General features: G+C 70.8%; 24 protein-coding genes. 23 read left to right on the forward strand and 1 reads right to left on the reverse strand.

Annotated features, from left to right (window positions below):
• The first annotated feature begins 67 nt into the window (after positions 1-67).
• From mltG to nusB, 10 genes are all read left to right on the forward strand, one after another.
• Positions 68-1,849: an endolytic transglycosylase MltG gene (mltG, locus tag ACIQGQ_RS19985; protein ID WP_402397575.1), complete on the forward strand. Its 1,782-nt coding sequence runs from the start codon at positions 68-70 to the stop codon at positions 1,847-1,849.
• The gene (locus ACIQGQ_RS19990; protein WP_402397578.1) at positions 1,846-2,697 is read left to right on the forward strand and encodes a shikimate dehydrogenase; all 852 of its coding nucleotides are present in this window, start codon (positions 1,846-1,848) and stop codon (positions 2,695-2,697) included. The genes mltG and ACIQGQ_RS19990 overlap by 4 nt, the downstream gene beginning before the upstream one ends.
• Positions 2,698-3,455: 758 nt before the next feature.
• Entirely contained in the window at positions 3,456-4,640 is a 1,185-nt protein-coding gene (aroC, locus tag ACIQGQ_RS19995) for a chorismate synthase (RefSeq protein WP_402397580.1), read from the forward strand.
• Positions 4,637-5,188 (forward strand): shikimate kinase, encoded by a 552-nt coding sequence (locus tag ACIQGQ_RS20000; RefSeq protein WP_402397583.1) that lies wholly within the window; start codon positions 4,637-4,639, stop codon positions 5,186-5,188. Before aroC ends, ACIQGQ_RS20000 begins: the two co-directional genes overlap by 4 nt.
• Positions 5,185-6,279, forward strand: a complete 1,095-nt coding sequence (gene aroB, locus ACIQGQ_RS20005; RefSeq protein WP_402397586.1) for a 3-dehydroquinate synthase — start codon at positions 5,185-5,187, stop codon at positions 6,277-6,279. Before ACIQGQ_RS20000 ends, aroB begins: the two co-directional genes overlap by 4 nt.
• Entirely contained in the window at positions 6,276-6,716 is a 441-nt protein-coding gene (aroQ, locus tag ACIQGQ_RS20010) for a type II 3-dehydroquinate dehydratase (RefSeq protein ID WP_366290550.1), read from the forward strand. Before aroB ends, aroQ begins: the two co-directional genes overlap by 4 nt.
• Before the next feature lie 129 nt (positions 6,717-6,845).
• Positions 6,846-7,667, forward strand: coding sequence for a Pro-rich N-terminal domain-containing protein (locus ACIQGQ_RS20015; protein WP_402397590.1), 822 nt, complete (start codon positions 6,846-6,848; stop codon positions 7,665-7,667).
• 65 nt (positions 7,668-7,732) lie between these two features.
• Entirely contained in the window at positions 7,733-8,839 is a 1,107-nt protein-coding gene (locus ACIQGQ_RS20020) for a M24 family metallopeptidase (protein ID WP_402397592.1), read from the forward strand.
• A gap of 49 nt (positions 8,840-8,888) precedes the next feature.
• Positions 8,889-9,455, forward strand: coding sequence for an elongation factor P (gene efp, locus ACIQGQ_RS20025; protein WP_352277403.1), 567 nt, complete (start codon positions 8,889-8,891; stop codon positions 9,453-9,455).
• A gap of 2 nt (positions 9,456-9,457) precedes the next feature.
• Entirely contained in the window at positions 9,458-9,889 is a 432-nt protein-coding gene (gene nusB / locus ACIQGQ_RS20030; protein WP_366290557.1) for a transcription antitermination factor NusB, read from the forward strand.
• A gap of 182 nt (positions 9,890-10,071) precedes the next feature.
• On the opposite strand, the gene bldD is transcribed toward nusB, so the two are convergent.
• Positions 10,072-10,572: a transcriptional regulator BldD gene (gene bldD / locus ACIQGQ_RS20035; RefSeq protein ID WP_326696507.1), complete on the reverse strand. Its 501-nt coding sequence runs from the start codon at positions 10,570-10,572 to the stop codon at positions 10,072-10,074.
• 220 nt (positions 10,573-10,792) lie between these two features.
• On the opposite strand from bldD, the gene pyrR reads away from it, so the two are divergent.
• From pyrR to metK, 13 genes are all read left to right on the forward strand, one after another.
• On the forward strand, positions 10,793-11,377 hold the full coding sequence (pyrR, locus tag ACIQGQ_RS20040) for a bifunctional pyr operon transcriptional regulator/uracil phosphoribosyltransferase PyrR (RefSeq protein ID WP_402397597.1): 585 nt from the start codon (positions 10,793-10,795) through the stop codon (positions 11,375-11,377).
• A 94-nt stretch (positions 11,378-11,471) separates the two neighbouring features.
• Positions 11,472-12,449 (forward strand): aspartate carbamoyltransferase catalytic subunit, encoded by a 978-nt coding sequence (locus tag ACIQGQ_RS20045; RefSeq protein WP_366290686.1) that lies wholly within the window; start codon positions 11,472-11,474, stop codon positions 12,447-12,449.
• A 2-nt stretch (positions 12,450-12,451) separates the two neighbouring features.
• On the forward strand, positions 12,452-13,738 hold the full coding sequence (locus tag ACIQGQ_RS20050; protein ID WP_402397600.1) for a dihydroorotase: 1,287 nt from the start codon (positions 12,452-12,454) through the stop codon (positions 13,736-13,738).
• Positions 13,735-14,316 (forward strand): hypothetical protein, encoded by a 582-nt coding sequence (locus ACIQGQ_RS20055; protein ID WP_402397602.1) that lies wholly within the window; start codon positions 13,735-13,737, stop codon positions 14,314-14,316. The genes ACIQGQ_RS20050 and ACIQGQ_RS20055 overlap by 4 nt, the downstream gene beginning before the upstream one ends.
• Positions 14,313-15,455: a glutamine-hydrolyzing carbamoyl-phosphate synthase small subunit gene (gene carA / locus ACIQGQ_RS20060; RefSeq protein WP_402397605.1), complete on the forward strand. Its 1,143-nt coding sequence runs from the start codon at positions 14,313-14,315 to the stop codon at positions 15,453-15,455. The genes ACIQGQ_RS20055 and carA overlap by 4 nt, the downstream gene beginning before the upstream one ends.
• On the forward strand, positions 15,448-18,756 hold the full coding sequence (gene carB, locus ACIQGQ_RS20065; protein WP_402397608.1) for a carbamoyl-phosphate synthase large subunit: 3,309 nt from the start codon (positions 15,448-15,450) through the stop codon (positions 18,754-18,756). The genes carA and carB overlap by 8 nt, the downstream gene beginning before the upstream one ends.
• A gap of 61 nt (positions 18,757-18,817) precedes the next feature.
• Positions 18,818-19,927: a quinone-dependent dihydroorotate dehydrogenase gene (locus ACIQGQ_RS20070; RefSeq protein WP_402397610.1), complete on the forward strand. Its 1,110-nt coding sequence runs from the start codon at positions 18,818-18,820 to the stop codon at positions 19,925-19,927.
• Positions 19,924-20,763, forward strand: coding sequence for an orotidine-5'-phosphate decarboxylase (gene pyrF, locus ACIQGQ_RS20075; RefSeq protein WP_402397612.1), 840 nt, complete (start codon positions 19,924-19,926; stop codon positions 20,761-20,763). Before ACIQGQ_RS20070 ends, pyrF begins: the two co-directional genes overlap by 4 nt.
• Before the next feature lie 244 nt (positions 20,764-21,007).
• On the forward strand, positions 21,008-21,331 hold the full coding sequence (locus tag ACIQGQ_RS20080) for an integration host factor (RefSeq protein ID WP_003970367.1): 324 nt from the start codon (positions 21,008-21,010) through the stop codon (positions 21,329-21,331).
• Between the two features lie 38 nt (positions 21,332-21,369).
• Entirely contained in the window at positions 21,370-21,987 is a 618-nt protein-coding gene (gene gmk, locus ACIQGQ_RS20085) for a guanylate kinase (RefSeq protein ID WP_402397615.1), read from the forward strand.
• Positions 21,988-22,110: 123 nt separating this feature from the next.
• A complete protein-coding gene (rpoZ, locus tag ACIQGQ_RS20090) occupies positions 22,111-22,383 on the forward strand; it encodes a DNA-directed RNA polymerase subunit omega (RefSeq protein WP_003970369.1) in 273 nt (90 codons plus the stop codon).
• Positions 22,384-22,516: 133 nt separating this feature from the next.
• The gene (gene coaBC / locus ACIQGQ_RS20095) at positions 22,517-23,719 is read left to right on the forward strand and encodes a bifunctional phosphopantothenoylcysteine decarboxylase/phosphopantothenate--cysteine ligase CoaBC (RefSeq protein ID WP_402397618.1); all 1,203 of its coding nucleotides are present in this window, start codon (positions 22,517-22,519) and stop codon (positions 23,717-23,719) included.
• 241 nt (positions 23,720-23,960) lie between these two features.
• Positions 23,961-25,169, forward strand: a complete 1,209-nt coding sequence (gene metK, locus ACIQGQ_RS20100) for a methionine adenosyltransferase (RefSeq protein WP_402397621.1) — start codon at positions 23,961-23,963, stop codon at positions 25,167-25,169.
• Positions 25,170-25,258: the final 89 nt, after the last annotated feature.

Below are 25,258 nucleotides of genomic sequence, written 5' to 3' on the forward strand. Positions count from 1 at the left end.
CGGCGGTGTGTCGAACAAATACCGCACAGCAAGAGACGGAACGTCGTCTCGCGGCTCTAGGGGATCGATGACTGAGTATGGCCGGGGCCCCGGCTCCGAACCGTGGCATCCCGAGGACCCCCTGTACGGGGACCAGGGATGGGGAGGACAGCAGCCCGCCCACGGCCAGAACCAGTACGGCGGCCAGCAGCAGTCCTACCCGCACGATCCGTACGCCCAGCAGCCGCACGACCCGTACGCGCAGCAGCAGCAGGCGCACGACCCGTACGCCCAGCAGCCGTACCAGCAGCAGCCCGGTTACGGAGTCCCGCAGGACCCGTACGCCCAGCAGGGACACCAGCAGCCCCAGCCCCAGCAGCCCGCTCAGCCGGGCTACGACGACGGCGGCTGGCAGACCGGGCAGCAGCAGGGCGCAATGCCCTACGCCCCCCAGCCGGCCGACCCGTACGGCGGGGGGCAGGGCGGCTACCCGGAGGCGCACGACTACTACGGCACTCCGGAGGCCTACCCGCCGCCGCAGCCCCCGGGCCGCCGCGAGGCCGCCCCCCGGCAGGAACCGGCGCCGAACCCGGACTGGGACCCCGAGGTCCAGCCGGAGGAGACCCACCCCTTCTTCACGGGCACGGACGAGCGCGACGACGACCGGGACTCCCGCGGGCGCACCCGCGACAAGGACGACGACGGCTACGACGAGGACGACGACGAGGACGACTCGCGCGTGTCCCGTCGTGGCGGACGCGGCGGCGAGCGCCGGGGCAAGGGGAAGAAGAAGAGCCGCAACGGCTGTGCCTGCCTGGTCGTCTCGCTGGTCCTGGCCGGCGGCCTCGGCGGAGTCGTCTACCTCGGCTACGGCTTCTTCAAGGACCGGTACGGCTCGGCGCCCGACTACTCCGGCGCGGGCACCGGTCAGGTCGAGATCGAGATCGAGAAGGGTGCTTTCGGCGCCGACATCGGCAACATCCTGAAGAAGCAGGGCGTCGTCAAGAGCGTCGACGCGTTCGTCGCGGCGCAGAAGGAGAACCCCAAGGGCGACTCCATCCAGGCGGGTGTCTACCTCCTTCGCAAGGAGATGTCCGCGGCCGAGGCCGTGAAGATGCTGGTCGACCCGAAGAGCCAGAACCTCCTGGTGATTCCCGAGGGCACCCGTAACAGCGTCATCTACGCGAAGATCGACAAGCGGCTCGGCATCAAGGACGGAACCACCAAGGGTGTCGCAGCTGCCAAGGCGGGAAGCCTCGGAGTGCCCTCGTGGGCCGACAAGAACAAGGACATCGACGATCCGCTGGAAGGCTTCCTTTTTCCTGCCGCCTACCCCGTGGCCAAGGGCATGAAGCCGGAGGATGTCCTCAAGAAGATGGTCTCGCGGGCCAACGACGAGTACGGCAAGGTCGATCTCGAAGGCGCCGCCGAGAAGCTGGGGCTCAAGGACCCGTGGCAGGTGATTACTGTCGCCAGCCTCGTTCAGGCCGAGGGCAAGTACAAACACGACTTCGACAAGGTCGCGCGGGTTGTCTACAACAGGCTCAAGCCGAACAACACCGAGACCTACGGGCTTCTCGACTTCGACTCGACGGTGAACTACGCAAAGGAACAGAGCACGCTGGACGTAGGAGCGGTATCGGATCTACGGAAGTTCAAGGATCCGTACAACACGTACTACATCCACGGTCTGCCGCCCGGGCCGATCAATAACCCCGGTGAAGCCGCGCTGCACTCGGCAATCAAGCCCACCCCCGGTCCCTGGTACTACTTCGTGTCCGTGACGGAGGACAAGACGCTGTTCGCGGTGACCAATGCGGAGCACGAGAAGAATCGCAGGAAGTACGAGCAGGAGAAGTCGGGGCAGTGACCACCATCCGGCGGGCGGCCGTCCTCGGTTCCCCCATTTCCCATTCGCTTTCCCCAGTCCTGCACCGGGCCGCGTACGCCGAACTCGGCCTCACCCACTGGACGTACGACCGGTTCGAGGTGGACGAGGCGGGTCTGGCCGAATTCATGGCGGGGCTCGACCCGACCTGGGCCGGGCTCTCACTGACCATGCCCCTCAAGCGGGCGGTCATTCCTCTGCTGGACTCCATCAGCGAGACCGCGTCCTCGGTGGAGGCCGTCAACACGGTCGTCCTCACCGAGGACGGCCGCCGGACCGGTGACAACACCGATATCCCCGGCATGGTCGCCGCACTGCGCGAACGGGGCGTGGAGAAGGTCGAGTCCGCCGCCGTGCTCGGCGCAGGGGCCACCGCCTCCTCGGCGCTCGCCGCGCTGTCCAAGATCTGCGCGGGACCGGTCACGGCATACGTCCGCAGCCCGGAACGGGCCCGGGAGATGCGCGGCTGGGGCGAGCGCCTCGGCGTCGACGTCCGGATCGCCGACTGGGCGGAGGCCGGGGGGGCCCTGAGCGCCCCGCTGGTCGTCGCCACCACCCCCGCCGGGACCACGGACGCCCTGGCCGCCGCCGTACCGGAGCGGCCCGGCACCCTCTTCGACGTGCTGTACGACCCGTGGCCGACGCACTTGGCGGCGGCGTGGTCGAGAAGTTGCGGTGCGGTCGTGAGTGGTTTGGATCTGCTGGCCCACCAAGCGCTGCTGCAAATCGGTCAATTTACCGGAATCTATAGCACTTCAATTGAAACGCTGAGAGGTGCCGGTATGGAAGCTCTGAGGCTGCGGTCGGACAGAGGCCGGATCTGCGAGTAGGTGCTTTTTGCAAAGTAATTGCCTCCTGTCTCGGTGGGTGCTAATTTCTAGCTCACGCGAAAAATGGAGGATTCGTGAAGAGACGTCGCATGGCTATAACCCTGGCTTCTTGTGTCTCGATGCTTGGGTTCGGGATCGTTGCGGCAGAGCCGGCCGCGGCCGCCGCCGCAACGCCTGAGGCTGCGTGTGGGTCCGGGTATTCCAGGCTCCAGTCGATGGGGATGGGGTGGAGCAGTCAGAACCAAGAATTCTCTGCACGCACCTACCTGCTCTACAGTTCGGCCACCGGGAAGAATTGTGTGGTGACGATGCGGAGCCCTGGATGGTATGGGAAGGGTACTGAACTGCTTGAGGCCGGCATTCAGGTCCAGGGTGGCTCATGGGTTAAAGATCGTGGGAATTACCAGTACTACGCGGGCCCTGTTTATGTTAAGGCAGTAAAGACTTGCGTGAGGTATTCGGGGGGCGCGCAATACGTGGATAATGGAGTTTTCTGGGACAGTTACACCAGTCCTTATGGCTGGTGTGGCTGACTCGGTCTGATGCCTCGATAGGCGAGGTGGAAACGCTGTCGCGGTGGATAGCCGCGGATTTTCCCGCCGCGACAGCGGCCGTGATCAACCAGCCCGGACGGGCCGTCCGTCTGCTGGACCGGCGGGCGGGCCGGGGCGCCGGTCGTGGGAGGATCGGGGCGGCGGGCCAGGGCCGCGCACCCGGTCGCGCCGTCGCAGTTCCAGGCGCGAGCATGAGGAGCACCGTTGAGCAGGTTGCGCTGGCTGACCGCGGGGGAGTCGCACGGCCCCGCACTCGTGGCGACGCTGGAGGGTCTTCCCGCCGGCGTCCCGATCACCACGGAGATGGTGGCGGACGCACTCGCCCGGCGACGGCTCGGTTATGGCCGCGGTGCGCGGATGAAGTTCGAGAAGGACGAGGTCACCTTCCTCGGCGGGGTGCGCCACGGACTGACCATGGGCTCCCCGGTCGCCGTGATGGTGGGCAACACCGAATGGCCCAAGTGGGAGCAGGTCATGGCGGCCGACCCGGTCGACCCCGCCACCCTGGCCGAGCTGGCCCGCAACGCCCCGCTGACCCGCCCGAGGCCCGGCCACGCCGACCTCGCGGGCATGCAGAAGTACGGCTTCGACGAGGCCCGGCCGATCCTGGAGCGCGCCAGCGCCCGGGAGACGGCGGCCCGTGTCGCGCTCGGCGCCGTCGCCCGGTCGTACCTCAAGGAGACCGCGGGCATCGAGATCGTCAGCCATGTCGTCGAGCTGGCCGCGGCCAAGGCGCCCTACGGCGTCTACCCGACGCCCGCCGACGTCGAGCGGCTCGACGCCGACCCGGTGCGCTGCCTGGACGCCGACGCGAGCGAGGCGATGGTCGCGGAGATCGACCAGGCCCACAAGGACGGCGACACCCTCGGCGGCGTCGTCGAGGTCCTGGCGTACGGCGTGCCCGTCGGCCTCGGCTCGCACGTGCACTGGGACCGTCGGCTCGACGCCCGGCTCGCCGCCGCCCTGATGGGCATCCAGGCCATCAAGGGCGTCGAGGTCGGCGACGGCTTCGACCTGGCCCGGGTGCCCGGCTCCCAGGCGCACGACGAGATCCTGGTCACCGAGGACGGCATCAAGCGTGCCTCCGGCCGTTCCGGCGGCACCGAGGGCGGTCTCACCACCGGTGAGCTGCTGCGGGTCCGCGCGGCGATGAAGCCGATCGCGACCGTCCCCCGCGCGCTCGCCACCGTCGACGTCGTCACCGGCGAACCGGCCAAGGCCCACCACCAGCGCTCCGATGTCTGTGCCGTTCCGGCCGCGGGCATCGTCGCCGAGGCGATGGTCGCGCTGGTCCTCGCCGACGCCGTCGCGGAGAAGTTCGGCGGCGACAGCGTCGCCGAGACCCGGCGCAACGTGGAGTCGTACCTCGATCACCTCCACATCCGATGAGCGGCCCGCTGGTCGTCCTCGTCGGCCCGATGGGCGTCGGCAAGTCCACGGTCGGGGAGCTGCTCGCCGGGCTGCTCTCCACCGGTTACCGGGACACCGACGCGGACGTGGTCGCCGCCGCCGGGAAGCCGATCCCGGAGATCTTCTTCGACGAGGGCGAGGAGCACTTCCGCGCGCTGGAGCGGCAGGCGGTGCGCACCGCCCTCGCCGAGCACACCGGCGTCCTCTCCCTCGGCGGCGGCGCGGTGCTCGACGACACCACCCGCGCCCTGCTCGCCGGACAGCCCGTCGTCTACCTCTCGATGGACGTCGAGGAGGCCGTGAAGCGCGTCGGGCTGAACACCGCCCGCCCGCTGCTCGCCGTCAACCCGCGCCGGCAGTGGCGCGAGCTGATGGAGGCCCGCCGCCATCTGTACACCGAGGTGGCGCGGGCGACCGTCGCCACCGACGGACGCACCCCCGACGAGGTCGCCCGCGCGGTCCTCGACGCACTGGAACCGCAGGAACGCGGGGACGGCCCCGCCGCCCCCGGCCAGGAGACGACATGACCGAGCAGGCTCCCACCCGTATCGCGATCGCCGGCAGCGCGGGCACCGACCCGTACGAGGTGCTGGTCGGCCGGCAGCTGCTGGGCGAACTGCCCACGCTCATCGGCGAACGCGCCAAGCGCGTCGCGGTCCTCCACCCCGAGGCGCTCGCCGAGACCGGCGAGGCGGTCCGCCAGGACCTCGCCGGCCAGGGCTACGAGGCCATCGCGATCCAGCTGCCGAACGCCGAGGAGGCCAAGACCGCCGAGGTCGCGGCGTACTGCTGGAAGGCGCTGGGCCAGACCGGCTTCACCCGCACCGACGTGATCGTCGGCGTCGGCGGCGGCGCCACCACCGACGTCGCCGGATTCGTCGCGGCGACCTGGCTGCGCGGCGTGCGCTGGATCGCCGTGCCCACGACCGTGCTCGGCATGGTCGACGCGGCCGTCGGCGGCAAGACCGGCATCAACACCGCCGAGGGCAAGAACCTCGTCGGCGCCTTCCACCCGCCCGCCGGGGTCCTGTGCGACCTCGCCGCGCTGGACTCGCTGCCCGTCCACGACTACGTCAGCGGCATGGCCGAGGTCATCAAGGCCGGATTCATCGCCGACCCCGTCATCCTCGACCTGGTCGAGGCGGACCCGGAGGGCGCCCGTACGCCCACCGGAGCGCACACCGCCGAGCTGATCGAACGGGCCATCAGGGTCAAGGCCGAGGTCGTCTCCGGCGACCTCAAGGAGTCCGGGCCGCGCGAGGTCCTCAACTACGGCCACACCCTGGCCCACGCCATCGAGAAGAACGAGCGCTACAAGTGGCGGCACGGCGCGGCCGTCTCGGTCGGCATGGTCTTCGCCGCCGAGCTGGGCCGGCTGGCCGGACGCCTGGACGACGCGACCGCCGACCGGCACCGCACCGTCCTCGCCTCCGTCGGCCTGCCGCTCACCTACCGGGGCGACCAGTGGCCCCGGCTGCTGGAGACCATGAAGGTCGACAAGAAGTCCCGCGGCGACCTGCTGCGCTTCATCGTCCTCGACGGCCTCGGCAAGCCCACCGTCCTGGAGGGCCCCGACCCGGCCGTACTGCTCGCCGCGTACGGGGAGGTGTCGGCGTGACGCGCCGGGTCCTCGTCCTCAACGGGCCGAACCTCGGCCGCCTCGGCTCCCGCGAGCCGGACGTCTACGGAGCCACCTCCTACGCCGGACTCGTCGACGCCTGCCAGAGCCTCGGCAAGGAGCTGGGCTTCGACGTCGAGGTCCGGGAGACCAATGACGAGGGCGAGCTGATCCGCTGGCTCCACGAGGCCGCCGACGGTTCGATTCCGGTCGTTCTCAACCCGGGGGCCTTCACACACTACTCGTACGGGATGCGGGACGCGGCGGCCCAGCGCACCGCGCCGCTGATCGAGGTGCACATCTCCAACCCGTACGCGCGGGAGGAGTTCCGCCACCATTCCGTGGTCGCACCGGTGGCCACGGGAACCGTCGCCGGTTTCGGCATCGGCTCCTACCGCCTCGCGCTGCGCGCCCTGGCCGACGGGCCCGCCGACTGACGGACCGGAGGATTCCCGGCCGTTCGGGCACTGCGGCGGCTTCCCGCCCGTTGTCCCTGTGGCGGCCGGGAACGGTACGGTTGCCGTCCCACCAGCGCCAGTTGACTGTACGAGACGGAGTGGCACCGGATGCAGCACGCAGTGGGGGCCCCGCTGCCGCCGCCCCAGGGCCCCGCGGGCGGACCTGTCGGCTGGTCGCACCAGGCCCAGCACCCCGGCCCGCCCCCACCGGCGGGCCCGCCGCCCGCCGCCCCGCCCGCCCCCGGCGGGTGGAGCGGCCCGGCCCCGCAGCATGCCCCCGGCCCTCCCCCCAGGGAGACCACCGGGCATGTCCAGCTGCCGCCGGGCGGCCCGGTGCCGCTGCCCGCGCCGCCCGCCGAGCCCGGCACCGGCAGCGCGACCCTCGCCGTCCTGCTGATCGGCCCCGCCGGCGCCGGCAAGACCACCGTCGCCAAGCTCTGGGCCAGCCGCCGCCGGGTCCCCACCGCCCATGTGAGCCTCGACGACGTCCGCGAGTGGGTCTGTTCCGGCTTCGCCGACCCGCAGGCCGGGTGGAACGACCACTCCGAGGCGCAGTACCGCCTGGCCCGCCGCACCTGCGGTTTCGCCGCCCGCAACTTCCTCGCCAACGGCATCTCCTGCATCCTCGACGACGCGGTCTTCCCCGACCGGCCGGTCGTCGGTCTCGGGGGCTGGAAGCGCCATGTCGGCCCCGGGCTCCTGCCGGTCGTCCTGCTGCCCGGCCTGGAGATCGTCCTGGAGCGCAACGCCGAGCGCAGCGGCAACCGCCGCCTCTCGGACGAGGAGGTCGCCAGGATCCACGGCAGGATGGCCGGCTGGTACGGCTCCGGGCTCCCGATCATCGACAACTCGACCTACGACGTCGAGACCACCGCCCGGGTCCTGGACGACATCCTCGCCCGGTCCATAGCCTCCCCGCCGAGCTGGTGAATCCTCACCCCCCGGTCGGCTGCGCTGACCGCGCGGGCCCGCGCCCCCGCTCGTAGGCTCGTGGCATGTCAGAGGTGTACGCCGTCCGCCGCGGAGCGCTCCGCGACCGGTGCGCCGCCGCGGGTGCCGCGGCCGCCCTGGTCTCCCGCCCCGCCAACGTCCGCTATCTCGCGGGCGGTGCGCCACCGGGAGCCGTTCTGCTGCTCGGCCCCGGCGAGGACGTGCTGTTCTCGCCGCGCGCACCGGGCGTCGAGCACACCGAGGGGCGGACCGACGACCGGCTGCGGGTGTCGGTGCTGCCCGTCGCGGGCGGGGACCCGGCAGTGGCGGCCGCCGATCTGGCCGGTTCCTCCGGAGCGGAGTCCCTCGCCGTGGAGGAGCACCATCTGACGGTCGCCCGCCACCGCGCCATGGGCTCGGTCGCGCCGCGACTGCGGCTGGCCGACCTCGGGACCGCCGTCGAGCAGCAGCGGGTGGTCAAGGACGAGGAGGAGATCGCCTGTCTGCGGATCGCCGCCGAGATCACCGACCAGGCCCTGGGCGAGCTCCTGGAGTCCATCCTGGTCGGCCGTACCGAGCGGCATCTCGCCCTGGAGCTGGAGCGCCGTCTGGTGGACCACGGCGCCGACGGCCCCGCGTTCGCCACCTCGGTGGCCACCGGGCCGAATTCCGGCCGGGGCCGTCACCGCCCCTCGGACCGGCGGGTCGAGGAAGGGGATTTCCTCTCCGTCTGCCTGGGCGCGAGCTACCGCGGCTACCGCTGCGAGATCGGCCGCACCTTCGTCATCGGGACGGCGCCCGCCGACTGGCAGATCGAGCTCTACGACCTCGTTTTCGCCGCTCAGCGAGCCGGCCGGGAGGCGCTCGTGCCGGGAGCCGCCTACCGGGACGTGGACCACGCGGCCCGAAATCTGCTGCACTCCGCGGGGCACGGCGGGAGCCTGGCACCCTGGACCGGGCACGGAGTGGGACTCGAAATCGACGAGGACCCGCAGTTGGCACCTGCGGCCATGGGTAAACTGGACGCTTGTGTGCCGGTCACCGTCGAACCGGGGGTCCACCTCCCGGGCCGGGGCGGGGTCCGGATCGATGACACGCTCGTCGTGCGCCCCGAGGCGGACGGCGGACCCGAGCTACTCACCATCACGACCAAGGAGCTGCTCGCGCTCTAGCGCGCATCCTCGGTCGTCCACCAGCTTCAGCCCAGGAGATTCCGCAACCGTGGCTTCCACGAACGACCTCAAGAACGGCATGGTGCTCAAGCTCGACGGAGGCCAGCTCTGGTCCGTCGTCGAGTTCCAGCACGTCAAGCCCGGCAAGGGCCCGGCCTTCGTGCGCACCAAGCTCAAGAACGTGCTCTCCGGCAAGGTCGTCGACAAGACGTTCAACGCCGGTGTGAAGGTCGAAACGGCCACCATCGACCGTCGCGACATGCAGTTCTCCTACATGGACGGCGACTACTTCGTCTTCATGGACATGGAGACCTACGACCAGCTCCACGTGGACCGCAAGGCCGTCGGCGACACCGCCAACTTCCTGATCGAGGGCTTCACCGCCTCCGTGGCGCAGCACGAGGGCGAGGTGCTCTACGTCGAGCTCCCGGCCGCCGTCGAGCTCGTCATCCAGGAGACCGAGCCGGGCGTCCAGGGCGACCGCTCCACCGGTGGCACCAAGCCCGCCACCCTGGAGACCGGCCACCAGATCCAGGTCCCGCTCTTCATCACCACCGGTGAGAAGATCAAGGTCGACACCCGCACCAGCGACTACCTCGGCCGGGTGAACAGCTAACCGTGGCTGCCCGGAACAAGGCCCGCAAGCGCGCCTTCCAGATCCTCTTCGAGGCCGACCAGCGCGGTGAGTCCGTGCTGACGGTCCTCGCGGACTGGGTGCGGCACTCGCGGTCCGACACCCGTCAGCCGCCGGTCGCCGAGTACACGATGGAGCTCGTCGAGGGGTACGCGAAGTACGCGAACCGGATCGACGACCTCATCGTGACGTACGCCGTGGACTGGGAGATCGACCGCATGCCGGTCGCCGACCGGAACATCCTGCGTCTCGGTGCCTACGAGCTGATCTGGGAGGACGGCACGCCGGACGCGGTGGTGATCGACGAGGCGGTCCAGATCGCCAAGGAGTTCTCCACCGATGAATCCCCGTCCTTCGTGAACGGGCTGCTGGCCCGCTTCAAGGACCTCAAGCCGAACCTCCGCCGGGAGCAGTAGCCGCCGGCGGCGTTCAGCCGACGAAGGGGCCCGCGGTCTCCGTGACCGCGGGCCCCTTCGGCATGCGGCGGCGGGGCTGAGAGGCGGCGGGCGGCGGGCGGCGGGCACGAAAAAAACCGTGCCGGCACGAGCACCCGATGGGGTGAACGCGCCGGCACGGCGGTGGATCTCTTCTGCGGGCCTCAGCCCTCTTCGTGGGACACGGCGCGGCGCGCGTCCGCGTCGAGCACGCCCCAGCTGATCAACTGCTCCGTGAGCACGGAGGGCGACTGGTCGTAGATCACGGCCAGGGTGCGCAGGTCGTCCTGGCGGATCGACAGCACCTTGCCGTTGTAGTCGCCGCGCTGGCTCTGGATCGTCGCGGCGTAGCGCTGGAGCGGACCGGCCTTCTCCGGCGGCACGTGGGCCAGCCGCTCCAGGTCCAGGACCAGCTTCGGCGGCGGCTCGGCGGCACCGCCGGGCGTCGTACCGGGCAGCAGCTCCTGCACCGGGACCCCGTAGAAGTCCGCGAGCTCAGCGAGGCGCTGCACGGTCACGGCACGGTCGCCGCGCTCGTACGAACCGACCACGACGGCCTTCCAGCGGCCCTGGGACTTCTCCTCCACGCCATGGAGGGAGAGACCCTGCTGGGTGCGGATGGCACGGAGTTTGGCCCCGAGCTGTTTTGCGTATTCGCTGGACATAAAGCTCCCCGGACGCTGGGACATTGCGCGGCTCCGCCGCGTTGCTGGTAACTCACTGTGAGGTTACGCAGCGTTACTTGGTTGCGTCAAGCTGAAAGGGTTCGGACGGGCATCCCGGGGGTGCCGACAGGGGCCGACGCAAGCCCTGGTAACGTGGATGACGCAATTTCGACGTCCTTTAAGGTCCGTCCCGTGAGGCGGAGAAGGAGGTCCGTTTCTTATGGACGCACAGCACGAAGCCACCGGCAACGCGGCACGCCCCGTTCTGGAGGCCCCGGACATCGCCCGGGTTCTGACCCGTATCGCCCACGAGATCGTCGAACGCGCCAAGGGCGCCGACGACGTGGTGCTCCTCGGCATTCCGACGCGAGGCGTCTTCCTCGCCCGCCGGCTCGCCGAAAAGCTCGAAGAGATCACCGGCGGAAAGATGCCGGTCGGCTCCCTCGACATCACGATGTACCGCGACGACCTGCGGCTGCGCCCGGCGCGCGCCCTGGCCCGCACCGACATCCCCGGTGAGGGCATCGAGGGCCGCCTCGTCGTCCTGGTCGACGACGTCCTCTTCTCGGGACGCACGATCCGCGCCGCGCTCGACGCCCTGGGCGACATCGGCCGCCCGCGCGCGGTGCAGCTCGCCGTCCTGGTCGACCGGGGCCACCGCGAACTCCCGATCCGTGCCGACTACGTCGGCAAGAACCTCCCCACGTCGCTGCGGGAGACGGTCAAGGTCCAGCTCGCCGAGGAGGACGGCCGGGACGCCGTACTGCTCGGTGACGGTCGGACCGCCCCGACGGGCGAGCAGTAGCTCCAGCCACCCCCGTACGGCCCGTCGCAGGTCCGTACGGCTGCTCACGCACGCCCGCATGCCTGAACCCTCCATCCCTTCGGAGAACACCCAGATGAAGCGCCACCTCATCTCGGCCGCCGACCTCACCCGCGACGACGCCGTCCTGATCCTCGACACCGCCGAGGAGATGGCCCGGGTCGCCGACCGGCCGATCAAGAAACTCCCCACCCTGCGTGGCCGTACCGTCGTCAACCTCTTCTTCGAGGACTCGACGCGTACCCGCATCTCCTTCGAGGCCGCGGCCAAGCGCCTGTCGGCCGACGTCATCAACTTCTCCGCGAAGGGTTCGTCCGTCTCCAAGGGCGAATCGCTCAAGGACACCGCGCTGACCCTGGAGGCGATGGGCGCCGACGCCGTCGTCATCCGGCACGGCGCCTCCGGGGCCCCGTACCGCCTCGCCACCTCCGGCTGGATCGACGGTGCCGTCGTCAACGCCGGTGACGGCACCCACGAGCACCCCACCCAGGCCCTCCTGGACGCCTTCACGATGCGCCGCCGGCTGGTCGGGGCCGACAGCGGCCTCGGCCGCGACCTGGAAGGCCGCCGGATCACCATCGTCGGCGACATCCTGCACAGCCGGGTGGCCCGCTCCAACGTCCACCTGCTGAACACCCTGGGCGCCCAGGTCACCCTGGTGGCCCCGCCGACCCTGGTCCCGGTCGGTGTCGAGCAGTGGCCCTGCGAGGTCAGCTACGGCCTCGACGAGGTGCTGCCGAAGTCCGACGCGGTGATGATGCTGCGTGTGCAGCGTGAACGGATGAACGCCGCGTACTTCCCGACCGAGCGCGAGTACTCCCGCCGCTACGGCCTGGACGCCGACCGCATGGCGCGGATGCCCGAGGACGCCATCGTCATGCACCCCGGCCCGATGGTGCGCGGCATGGAGATCACCGCCGAGGTCGCCGACTCCGGCCGGTGCACGGCCGTCGAGCAGGTCGCCAACGGCGTATCCATCCGCATGGCCGTCCTGTACCTGCTGCTCGGCGGGTACGAATCCGCTGCCCCGTCCCGTACCGAGGAGAACAAGTAACCATGAGCAAGACCCTGATCCGCGGTGCGAGCATCCTCGGCGGCGAGCCCCAGGACGTCCTTCTCGACGGCGAGACCGTCGCGGCCGTCGGCACCGGACTCGACGCCACCGGCGCGACCGTCGTCGAGGCCGCCGGGCAGATCCTGCTGCCCGGCCTGGTCGACCTCCACACCCATCTGCGCGAGCCGGGCCGCGAGGACTCCGAGACCGTCCTGACCGGTACGAAGGCGGCCGCCGTCGGCGGCTTCACCGCCGTGCACGCCATGGCCAACACCTTCCCCGTCGCCGACACCGCCGGCGTGGTCGAGCAGGTCTGGCGGCTCGGCCGGGAGTCCGGCTACTGCGACGTCCAGCCGGTCGGCGCCGTCACCGTCGGCCTGGAGGGCAGGAAGCTCGCCGAGCTGGGCGCCATGCACGACTCGGCGGCCGGCGTGAAGGTCTTCTCCGACGACGGCAAGTGCGTCGACGACGCGGTGATCATGCGCCGGGCCCTGGAGTACGTGAAGGCCTTCGACGGCGTCGTCGCCCAGCACGCCCAGGAGCCCCGCCTCACCGAGGGCGCCCAGATGAACGAGGGCGTCGTCTCCGCCGAGCTCGGACTGGGCGGCTGGCCCGCCGTCGCCGAGGAGTCGATCATCGCCCGCGACGTGCTGCTCGCCGCCCACGTCGGCTCCCGGGTGCACATCTGCCACCTGTCGACCGCCGGTTCCGTGGACATCGTCCGCTGGGCCAAGTCCAAGGGCTGGAACGTCACCGCCGAGGTCACCCCGCACCACCTGCTCCTCACCGACGAGCTCGTCCGCACCTACGACCCGGTCTACAAGGTGAACCCGCCGCTGCGCACCGAGGCCGACGTCATGGCGCTGCGCGAGGCGCTCGCCGACGGCACCATCGACTGCGTCGCCACCGACCACGCCCCGCACCCGCACGAGGACAAGGACTGCGAGTGGGCCGCCGCCGCCATGGGCATGGTGGGTCTGGAGACCGCGCTCTCCGTCGTCCAGCAGACGATGGTCGACACCGGGCTGCTCGACTGGGCGGGGGTCGCCGACCGGATGTCGTTCCGCCCGGCCGCCATCGGACGGCTCGACGGACACGGCCGGCCCGTCGCGGCGGGGGAACCCGCCAACCTCACCCTGGTCGATCCGGCTTACCGTGGTGTCGTGGACCCCGCGGGCTTCGCCTCCCGCAGCCGCAACACTCCGTACGAGGGGCGCGAGCTGCCGGGCCGAGTCACCCACACCTTCCTGCGGGGCCGTGCAACGGTCGTCGACGGGAAGCTCGCGTGACATCACTCACCTCTCTCTACCAGCTCGCTGCCGAACGGAAGTCCGCCGAGGTCACCGACTGGTCCGCCCGGATCAGCTGGGTCATCGCACTGGCCGTCCTGGTCGCCTTCGTCTACTGGCTGATGCGCCAGGGATGGAAGTGGCGGGGCAGCCTCCAGGCGGACCTGCCGGAACTCCGCACCACCCCGGAAGGGTTCGCGGACGACGAGCCGCTGCTCACCCTGACCGGCCGCTACCACGCCTCCACCACCGCGGGGCAGTGGCTCGACCGGATCGTCGCCCACGGCCTGGGCACCCGCAGCCGGGTGGAACTCACCCTGACCCGGCGGGGCCTGGACGTGGTCCGCCCCGGTGCCGCCGACTTCTTCGTACCGGCCGAAGCCCTGCGCGAGGCCCGGCTCGACAAGGGCATCGCGGGCAAGGTCCTCCCCGAGGGCGGCCTGCTGATCATCACCTGGGCCCACGGCGACAAGCTGATCGACTCCGGCTTCCGCTCCGACCACTCGGCCGAGCACCGGGCCTGGGTCGAGGCCGTCAACCAACTCACCACCACCGCTACGGAAGGCGCCGCACGATGACGATCTCCACCCGGGGGGCCGCCAAGGCTCCCGCCGTACTCGTCCTGGAGGACGGCCGCACATTCCGCGGCCGTGCCTACGGGGCCGTGGGGGAGACCTTCGGCGAGGCGGTTTTCTCCACCGGCATGACCGGCTACCAGGAGACGCTGACCGACCCCTCCTACCACCGCCAGGTCGTCGTGATGACCGCCCCGCACGTCGGGAACACCGGGGTCAACGACGAGGACCCCGAGTCCGGCCGCATCTGGGTCTCCGGCTACGTCGTCCGCGACCCCGCCCGCATCCCCTCCAACTGGCGCTCGCGCCGCTCCCTCGACGAGGAGCTGGAGCGCCAGGGCGTCGTCGGCATCAGCGGCATCGACACCCGCGCCCTCACCCGCCACCTGCGCGAGCGCGGCGCCATGCGCGTCGGCATCTTCTCCGGCGACGCCGTCGCCGACGAGGCCACGCTGCTGGCCCGGGTCCAGGAGGCCCCCGAGATGGTGGGCGCCGACCTCTCCGCCGAGGTCGCCACCAAGGAGGCGTACGTCGTCCCCGCGATCGGCACCAAGAAGTTCACCGTCGCCGCGATCGACCTCGGCATCAAGGGCATGACCCCGCACCGGATGGCCGAGCGCGGCATCGAGGTGCACGTGCTGCCCGCCACCGCCACCCTGGAGGACGTCTACGCGGTCGGTCCCGACGGCGTGTTCTTCTCCAACGGCCCCGGCGACCCCGCCACCGCCGACCACCCGGTCTCCGTCATGCGCGGCGTCCTGGAGCGGAAGACCCCGCTCTTCGGCATCTGCTTCGGCAACCAGATCCTGGGCCGCGCCCTCGGCTTCGGCACCTACAAGCTGAAGTACGGCCACCGCGGCATCAACCAGCCCGTGCAGGACCGCACGACCGGCAAGGTCGAGGTCACCGCGCACAACCACGGCTTCGCCGTCGACGCCCCGCTCGACAAGGTGTCCGACACCGACTTCGGCCGCGCCGAGGTCTCCCACGTCTGCCTGAACGACCAGGTCGTCGAGGGCCTCCAGCTCCTCGACCAGCCGGCCTTCAGCGTCCAGTACCACCCCGAGGCGGCCGCGGGCCCGCACGACGCCGCGTACCTCTTCGACCGCTTCGTATCCCTGATGGAGGGCCAGCGTGCCTAAGCGCTCCGATATCCAGTCCGTCCTGGTCATCGGCTCCGGCCCGATCGTCATCGGCCAGGCCGCCGAGTTCGACTACTCCGGCACCCAGGCCTGCCGCGTCCTCAAGGCCGAGGGCCTGCGCGTCATCCTGGTCAACTCCAACCCGGCGACGATCATGACCGACCCGGAGATCGCCGACGCCACGTACGTCGAGCCGATCACCCCCGAGTTCGTCGAGAAGATCATCGCCAAGGAGCGCCCCGACGCGCTGCTCCCCACCCTGGGCGGCCAGACCGCGCTCAACACCGCGATCTCCATGCACGAGAACGGCGTCCTGGAGAAGTACGGCGTCGAGCTGATCGGCGCCAACGTCGAGGCCATCAACAAGGGCGAGGACCGCGACCTCTTCAAGGGCGTCGTCGAGGCCGTCAAGGAGAAGATCGGGTACGGCGAGTCCGCCCGCTCGGTCATCTGCCACTCCATGGACGACGTCCTCGCCGGTGTCGAGACGCTCGGCGGCTACCCCGTCGTCGTCCGCCCCTCCTTCACCATGGGCGGCGCCGGCTCCGGCTTCGCCCACGACGAGGAGGAGCTGCGCCGCATCGCCGGCCAGGGCCTCACGCTCTCCCCGACCACCGAGGTGCTCCTGGAGGAGTCCATCCTCGGCTGGAAGGAGTACGAGCTGGAGCTGATGCGCGACAGGAACGACAACGTCGTGGTCGTCTGCTCCATCGAGAACTTCGACCCGATGGGCGTCCACACCGGCGACTCGATCACCGTCGCCCCGGCGATGACGCTCACCGACCGCGAGTACCAGCGGCTGCGCGACATCGGCATCGCGATCATCCGCGAGGTCGGCGTCGACACCGGCGGCTGCAACATCCAGTTCGCGATCGACCCGAAGGACGGCCGGGTCATCGTCATCGAGATGAACCCGCGCGTCTCCCGCTCCTCGGCGCTGGCCTCCAAGGCCACCGGCTTCCCGATCGCCAAGATCGCCGCCAAGCTGGCCGTCGGCTACACGCTCGACGAGATCCCCAACGACATCACCGAGAAGACCCCGGCCTCCTTCGAGCCCACCCTCGACTACGTCGTCGTCAAGGCCCCGCGGTTCGCCTTCGAGAAGTTCCCGTCCGCCGACTCCACCCTCACCACCACCATGAAGTCGGTGGGCGAGGCCATGGCGATCGGCCGGAACTTCACCGAGGCGCTCCAGAAGGCGCTCCGCTCGCTGGAGAAGAAGGGCTCGCAGTTCGCCTTCACCGGCGAGCCGGGCGACAAGGCCGAGCTGCTGGCCGAGGCCGTCCGCCCGACCGACGGCCGGATCAACACCGTCATGCAGGCGATCCGGGCCGGAGCCACCCAGGAGGAGGTCTTCGAAGCGACGAAGATCGACCCCTGGTTCGTCGACCAGCTCTTCCTGATCAAGGAGATCGCCGACGAGATCGCCACCGCCGACGAGCTGGGCCCCGAGCTGCTCGCCGAGGCCAAGCGGCACGGCTTCTCCGACGCCCAGATCGCCGACATCCGCAGCCTGCGCGAGGACGTCGTGCGCGAGGTGCGGCACGCGCTGGGCATCCGCCCGGTCTACAAGACGGTCGACACCTGCGCCGCCGAGTTCGCCGCGAAGACGCCGTACTTCTACTCCAGCTACGACGAGGAGACCGAGGTCGCGCCGCGCACCAGGCCCGCGGTCATCATCCTCGGCTCCGGCCCCAACCGCATCGGCCAGGGCATCGAGTTCGACTACTCCTGCGTCCACGCCTCCTTCGCGCTGAGCGACGCGGGCTACGAGACCGTGATGGTCAACTGCAACCCGGAGACCGTCTCCACCGACTACGACACCTCCGACCGCCTGTACTTCGAGCCGCTGACGCTGGAGGACGTGCTGGAGATCGTCCACGCGGAGACCCTCGCCGGCCCGGTCGCGGGCGTCGTCGTCCAGCTCGGCGGCCAGACCCCGCTCGGCCTCTCCCAGGCGCTCAAGGACAACGGCGTGCCGGTCGTCGGCACGTCCCCGGAGGCGATCCACGCCGCCGAGGACCGCGGCGCCTTCGGCCGGGTCCTCGCCGAGGCCGGGCTCCCGGCCCCGAAGCACGGCACCGCCACCACCTTCGACGGGGCCAAGGCCATCGCCGACGAGATCGGCTACCCCGTCCTCGTCCGCCCCAGCTACGTGCTCGGCGGCCGGGGCATGGAGATCGTGTACGACGAGGCGCGGCTCTCCTCGTACATCGCCGAGTCCACCGAGATCAGCCCCACCCGGCCGGTCCTGGTCGACCGCTTCCTCGACGACGCCATCGAGATCGACGTCGACGCGCTCTACGACGGCACCGACCTGTACCTCGGCGGCGTCATGGAGCACATCGAGGAGGCCGGCATCCACTCCGGCGACTCCGCCTGCGCGCTGCCCCCGATCACGCTCGGCGGCCACGACATCAAGCGGCTGCGGGTCTCCACCGAGGCCATCGCCAAGGGCGTCGGCGTCCGCGGGCTGATCAACATCCAGTTCGCGCTCTCCGGCGACATCCTCTACGTGCTGGAGGCCAACCCGCGCGCCTCGCGCACCGTCCCCTTCACCTCGAAGGCGACCGCGGTGCCGCTGGCCAAGGCCGCCGCCCGCATCTCGCTCGGCGCCACCATCGCCGAGCTGCGCGCCGAGGGCCTGCTCCCGGCCAACGGGGACGGCGGCACCCTGCCGATGGACGCGCCGATCTCCGTCAAGGAGGCCGTCATGCCGTGGTCGCGCTTCCGCGACATCCACGGCCGCGGCGTCGACACCGTCCTCGGCCCGGAGATGCGCTCCACCGGCGAGGTCATGGGCATCGACTCCGTCTTCGGCACGGCGTACGCCAAGTCGCAGGCGGGCGCCTACGGGCCGCTGCCCACCAAGGGCCGCGCCTTCATCTCGGTGGCCAACCGCGACAAGCGCTCGATGATCTTCCCGGCGCGCGAGCTCGTCGCCCACGGCTTCGAGCTGCTCGCCACCTCCGGCACCGCCGAGGTCCTCAAGCGCAACGGCATCAACGCCACCGTCGTGCGCAAGCAGTCCGAGGGCCCCGGCCCGCAGGGCGAGAAGACCATCGTCCAGCTCATCCACGACGGCGAGGTCGACCTCATCGTCAACACGCCGTACGGCACCGGCGGCCGCCTCGACGGCTACGAGATCCGCACCGCGGCCGTGGCCCGGTCCGTGCCCTGCCTGACGACGGTCCAGGCGCTCGCCGCCGCCGTCCAGGGCATCGACGCGCTCACCCACGGAGGCGTCGGGGTCGGTTCGCTCCAGGAACACGCCCGACACCTGACCGCGGCCCGCGACTAGCACACCGGCAGACGGGGGGACACCGGCAACGGTGTCCCCCCTCTCCGTGAGGACACTTGCGATGTACAAGCTCTTCTTCCGGCTGTTCTTCAAGCGGATGGACGCCGAGCAGGCCCACCACCTGGCCTTCCGATGGATCCGCCTGGCCGTCCGCGTCCCGGTGCTGCGCACCTTCGTCGCCGCCGCGCTCGCCCCCCGCCACAAGGAGCTGCGCACCGAGGCGCTCGGCCTGCGGATGCACGGCCCCTTCGGCCTCGCCGCCGGCTTCGACAAGAACGCCGTCGCGATCGACGGCATGGCGATGCTCGGCTTCGACCACGTCGAGATCGGCACCGTCACCGGCGAACCGCAGCCCGGCAACCCCAGGAAGCGCCTCTTCCGCCTCGTCGCGGACCGTGCGCTGATCAACCGCATGGGCTTCAACAACGAGGGCTCCGCCGCCGTCGCCGCGCGGCTGGCGGCCCGCAGGCCGGTCTTCCGGACCACGGTCGGCGTCAACATCGGCAAGACCAAGGTCGTGCCGGAGGCCGAGGCCGCCGCCGACTACGTGAAGTCCACCGAGCGGCTCGCCGCCCACGCCGACTACCTCGTCGTCAACGTCTCCTCGCCCAACACGCCCGGTCTGCGCAACCTCCAGGCCACCGAGGCGCTGCGGCCGCTGCTCGCCGCCGTGCGCGAGGCCGCCGACCGCACCGTCACCCACCGGCGCGTCCCGCTCCTCGTCAAGATCGCCCCGGACCTCGCGGACGAGGACGTCGACGCGGTCGCCGACCTCGCGGTCGAGCTGGGCCTGGACGGCATCATCGCCACCAACACCACCATCGCCCGCGAGGGCCTCGGCCTGACGTCCCCGCCCGCCCTGACCGGCGAGACCGGCGGGCTCTCCGGAGCCCCCCTCAAGGCGCGCTCCCTGGAGGTGCTCGGCCGCCTCTACGCCCGCGTCGGCGACCGGATCACCCTGGTCGGTGTCGGCGGCGTCGAGAACGCCGAGGACGCCTGGCAGCGCATCCTCGCCGGCGCCACCCTCGTCCAGGGCTACAGCGCCTTCATCTACGAGGGCCCGTTCTACGCCCGGTCGATCCACAAGGGCCTGGCCGCACGCCTGGCCGCCTCCCCGTACGCCACCCTCGCCGAGGCCGTCGGCGCAGCAACCAGGAAGGCCACCGCATGAGCCCCGAACCGTTCGGCGCGCGCCTGCGCCGCGCCATGGACACCCGAGGCCCGCTCTGCGTCGGCATCGACCCGCACGCCTCGCTGCTCACCGGCTGGGGCCTGGCCGACGACGTCGCCGGGCTGGAGCGCTTCACCCGTACGGTCGTCGAGGCCCTCGCCGACCGGGTGGCGGTGCTCAAGCCGCAGTCCGCGTTCTTCGAGCGCTTCGGGTCGCGCGGCATCGCCGTCCTGGAGAAGGCGGTCGAGGAGGCGCGGGCGGCCGGCGCGCTGGTGCTGATGGACGCCAAGCGGGGCGACATCGGCTCCACGATGGGCGCCTACGCGGCGACCTACCTGGACCCGGCCTCGCCGCTCTTCTCGGACGCGGTCACCGTCTCGCCGTACCTCGGCTTCGGCTCGCTGCGCCCGGCGCTCGACGCGGCCGCCGCCTCCGGCGCCGGGGTCTTCGTACTCGCCCTCACCTCCAACCCGGAGGGCGCCGAGGTGCAGCGGGCCACCGCCGCGGACGGCCGCCCGCTGGCCCAGCTGATGCTCGACCGGATGGCCGAGGAGAACGCCGGGGCGCGGCCGCTCGGCTCGGTCGGCGCGGTGGTCGGCGCCACCCTCGGGGACGCCGGGGTGGACCTGGCGATCAACGGCCCGCTGCTCGCCCCCGGGATCGGGGCGCAGGGCGCGACCCCCGCGGACCTGCCCGGGGTCTTCGGCGACGCGGTGGGCAACGTCGTGCCCAGTGTGAGCCGGGGCGTACTGCGCGCGGGACCGGACGCGGCGGGGCTGCGCGGGGCCGCCGAACGTCTGACGGACGAGATCCGAACGGCCCTGGCGGGCCGTTGACGGCATCGCGTAACAGGCTGTTGACCAACTCCTGACCAAAAAACTCGGTTGTTATGCCTGGATTGTCCTGGTCGGGCAAGGCTGACCAGGACTTTTCGTTGGTTCTCGCTGACTCGGGCGGCCCTGGCCGCTAGTCTCCGTCGAGAGCCGACGTACACGAGTGGTCCGTCGCTCACCTGGTGTGGGGCATCCAGCTTCCTCACCGGTCCGTATCCGACAGATCGACATCCGAGGTGACGTAGGCGTGGCTCTTCCGCCCCTTACCCCTGAACAGCGCGCAGCCGCGCTCGAAAAGGCCGCCGCGGCTCGCCGGGAGCGGGCCGAGGTCAAGAATCGACTGAAGCACTCCGGCGCCTCCCTCCACGAGGTCATCAAGCAGGGCCAGGAGAACGACGTCATCGGCAAGATGAAGGTCTCGGCCCTCCTGGAGTCCCTGCCGGGCGTGGGCAAGGTCCGCGCCAAGCAGATCATGGAGCGGCTCGGTATCTCCGAGAGCCGCCGGGTCCGTGGTCTCGGCTCCAACCAGATCGCGTCCCTGGAGCGGGAGTTCGGCGGCAGCCCCGCCTGACGTTCTCAGGCACCCCTGAGAACCTGGATAATCGCTCCATGGCTGCAACATCCCGGGGGACGTCCCCCGTACCCCCGGACGTACGTCCGCGGCTGACCGTGCTCTCCGGCCCCTCCGGGGTCGGCAAGAGCACGGTCGTCGCTCATATGCGCAAGGTCCACCCCGAGGTCTGGCTCTCGGTGTCGGCGACGACCCGCAGGCCCCGCCCCGGCGAGCGCGACGGCGTCCACTACTTCTTCGTGGACGACGAGGAGTTCGACAAGCTGATCGCCAACGGCGAGCTGCTGGAGTGGGCCGAGTTCGCGGGCAACCGCTACGGCACACCCCGCCGCGCCGTGCTCGACCGCCTGGAGGCGGGCGAGCCGGTGCTGCTGGAGATCGACCTCCAGGGCGCCCGGCTGGTCCGCCAGTCGATGTCGGACGCCCAGCTGGTCTTCCTGGCGCCGCCGAGCTGGGAGGAGCTGGTCCGCCGGCTCACCGGCCGGGGGACGGAGGCGCCCGAGGTGATCGAGCGCCGGCTCGCCGCCGCCCGGGTCGAGCTGGCCGCCGAGGCCGAGTTCGACACGACGCTGGTCAACACCTCCGTCGAGGACGTGGCGCGTGAGCTGCTAGCCTTGATGCTGGAGGCTTCCGGCCACAGTGCCGACAGCGACTGAACAATTACCGAAAAGCACTGCCCAGGCACTGCTCAGGTACTGCTCAGGCGCTGACAAACACTGACGCGGACCTCCGCACCATCAAAGGTTTCTTTGATTCTCACCCCCTTCGGAAGGCAGAGAGTGTCCTCTTCCATCACCACGCCCGAGGGCATCATCAACCCGCCGATTGATGAGCTCCTTGAGGCCACCGACTCGAAGTACAGCCTCGTGATCTACGCCGCCAAGCGCGCGCGCCAGATCAACGCGTACTACTCGCAGCTCGGCGAGGGTCTCCTGGAGTACGTCGGTCCGCTCGTCGACACCCATGTGCACGAGAAGCCGCTCTCGATCGCGCTCCGCGAGATCAACGCGGGCCTGCTCACCTCCGAGGCCATCGAGGGCCCCGCGCAGTAAGCAGGAACCACGTCCTCACTCCGGGCCCGGCAGCCACTGGCTGCCGGGCCCGAGGTGTGTCCGGGGCGCTCTCGGCCGGACGGCCGGGGTGAGGCAGCATGGGGGTGTTCGTATCCGAGTGCGGGGAGACGCAGTGGACAAGCCGAAGGTCGTTCTGGGGGTCAGCGGGGGCATCGCCGCGTACAAGGCGTGCGAGCTGCTGCGCCGGCTGACCGAATCCGGTCACGACGTCCGGGTGGTGCCGACCGCGTCGGCGCTGCACTTCGTGGGGGCCGCCACCTGGTCGGCGCTCTCCGGTCACCCGGTCTCCACCGAGGTCTGGGACGACGTCCACCAGGTGCCGCACGTCCGGATCGGGCAGGAGGCCGACCTGGTGGTCGTCGCCCCCGCCACCGCGGACACGCTCGCCCGGGCGGCCCACGGCCTCGCCGACGACCTGCTCACCAACACGCTCCTCACCGCCCGCTGTCCGGTCGTCTTCGCGCCCGCCATGCACACCGAGATGTGGGAGCACCCCGCCACCCGGGAGAACGTCGCCACCCTGCGGCGCCGGGGCGCCGTCGTCATCGAGCCCGCCGTCGGCCGGCTCACCGGCGCCGACACCGGCAAGGGCCGGCTGCCCGACCCCGGGGAGATCTTCGAGGTCTGCCGCCGGGTCCTGGCCCGGGGCCCGGTCGAGCCCGACCTGGCCGGCCGCCATGTGGTCATCAGCGCGGGCGGTACGCGCGAGCCCCTCGACCCGGTCCGCTACCTCGGCAACCGCTCCTCCGGCAAGCAGGGCTACGCCCTGGCCCGCACCGCCCTGGCCCGCGGCGCCCGGGTCACGCTGATCGAGGCCAACACGGGGCTGCCCGACCCGGCCGGCGCCGACGTCCTGCGCGTGGGGACCGCCGTCCAGCTGCGCGAGGCCGTGCTGAAGGCCGCCGCCGACGCCGACGTGGTCGTGATGGCCGCGGCGGTCGCCGACTTCCGCCCCGCCGAGTACGCCCAGGGGAAGATCAAGAAGAAGGACGGGCAGGAGCCCGCCCCCGTCGCCCTGGTCCGCAACCCCGACATCCTCGCCGAGGTGTCCGCCGAGCGCGCCCGGCCGGGGCAGATCGTCGTGGGCTTCGCCGCCGAGACCGACGACGTCCTCGCCAACGGCCGGGAGAAGCTCCGCCGCAAGGGCTGCGACCTCCTGGTCGTCAACGAGGTGGGGGAGCGCCGGACCTTCGGCTCCGAGGAGAACGAGGCGGTGGTGCTCGCGGCCGACGGAGGCGAGACCCAGGTGCCGCACGGACCCAAGGAAGCGCTTGCCGACACGGTCTGGGACCTCGTGTCGCCGCGGCTCGGATGAATTTTTTGTTTCGTGCGAAGGTGTGCGAATGCCTTGGAAAATGGGGGTAAAAGCCCGTTCCCCAAAGGGATTCCTCCCACGTCGGAGGGGAGTGTGGCGGGTCACAGATGGCTCAAAGAGCGAGACGTACTGTCCGCCGGACGAATACGACCGATAAACTGGCTCCGGATTGTGCCGGGCGCAGCTCCCGGCGATCCGCCCAATGATTCAGCCAGCAGCCGCTGCAACCCCAGGGAGCGATGTGTCCCGCCGTCTCTTCACCTCGGAGTCCGTCACCGAGGGCCACCCCGACAAGATCGCCGACCAGATCAGCGACACCATTCTCGACGCGCTGCTCCGCGAGGACCCGCGGTCCCGCGTCGCCGTCGAGACCTTGATCACCACGGGTCTGGTCCATGTGGCGGGTGAGGTCACCACCAAGGCCTACGCCGACATCCCGACGCTTGTCCGCAACAAGGTCCTGGAGATCGGCTACGACTCCTCGAAGAAGGGCTTCGACGGGGCCTCCTGCGGCGTCTCGGTCTCCATCGGGGCGCAGTCGCCCGACATCGCGCAGGGCGTCGACACGGCGTACGAGCAGCGGGTCGAGGGCGACGAGGACGAGCTCGACAAGCAGGGCGCCGGCGACCAGGGCCTGATGTTCGGCTACGCCTGCGACGAGACGCCCGAGCTGATGCCGCTCCCGATCCACCTCGCGCACCGGCTCTCCCGCCGGCTCTCCGAGGTCCGCAAGAACGGGACCATCCCGTACCTGCGCCCGGACGGCAAGACCCAGGTCACCATCGAGTACGACGGCGACAAGGCCGTCCGCCTCGACACGGTCGTGGTCTCCTCGCAGCACGCCAGCGACATCGACCTCGACTCGCTGCTCGCGCCCGACATCCGTGAGTTCGTCGTCGAGCACGTGCTCGCGCAGCTCATCGAGGACGGCATCAAGCTGGACACCGACGGCTACCGGCTCCTGGTCAACCCGACCGGGCGCTTCGAGATCGGCGGCCCGATGGGTGATGCCGGACTGACCGGCCGCAAGATCATCATCGACACCTACGGCGGCATGGCCCGGCACGGCGGCGGCGCCTTCTCGGGCAAGGACCCGTCGAAGGTGGACCGCTCGGCCGCGTACGCCATGCGCTGGGTCGCCAAGAACGTCGTCGCCGCGGGTCTCGCCGCCCGCTGCGAGGTCCAGGTCGCCTACGCGATCGGCAAGGCCGAGCCGGTCGGCCTCTTCGTCGAGACCTTCGGCACCGCCGCCGTCGACACCGAGAAGATCGAGCACGCCATCGGCGAGGTCTTCGACCTCCGCCCGGCCGCGATCATCCGCGACCTCGACCTGCTCCGCCCGATCTACGCCCAGACCGCGGCCTACGGCCACTTCGGCCGGGAGCTGCCCGACTTCACCTGGGAGCGCACCGACCGCGTGGACGCGCTGCGCGCGGCGGCCGGGCTGTAGACAGCCGCCGTCCCGTCCGTACGCCGGGGCCCGGACACCGCACGTGGTGTCCGGGCCCCGGCGTGTCCGGCCCCGGACTTCTCCGATGG

Origin of the sequence: Streptomyces sp. NPDC092952, assembly GCF_044754785.1 — a bacterium.
Classification (GTDB): Bacteria; Actinomycetota; Actinomycetes; order Streptomycetales; family Streptomycetaceae; genus Streptomyces.